Below are 237 nucleotides of genomic sequence, written 5' to 3'. Positions count from 1 at the left end.
GCGACCGAGGCCGGGACCGCCGAGGACGGCGCCCCGCACCGGACCCGCCGCCGTGCCACGCGCAAGGCCGCTGACGGTTTCTCCGCCCCCGCGCCGAAGGAGGCCGAGTCCGCGCGTCGGCCCGCGCGTCCGGCCGTCGCCGTGGTCCAGGCGCGCATGTTCACCGAGCCGATGTTCCAGACGCCGGAGCGGGTCGCCGCCGCGGCTGTCGCCGGGGGGGCGGAGGTGGCCGCCGAG

At 80.2% G+C, this 237-nt stretch carries 1 protein-coding gene; it reads left to right on the top strand.

Features of this window, described 5'->3' with window-relative positions:
- The coding region (locus tag KVT44_RS57020) for a hypothetical protein (RefSeq protein ID WP_217577181.1) at nucleotides 1-237 on the top strand (237 nt) is incomplete at both ends.

This window comes from Streptomyces sp. GbtcB7 (assembly GCF_019091445.1).
Classification (GTDB): domain Bacteria; phylum Actinomycetota; class Actinomycetes; order Streptomycetales; family Streptomycetaceae; genus Streptomyces; species Streptomyces mirabilis.
Note: the sequence above shows the minus strand (reverse complement) of the source record. Positions and strands in the feature narration are given on the sequence as shown.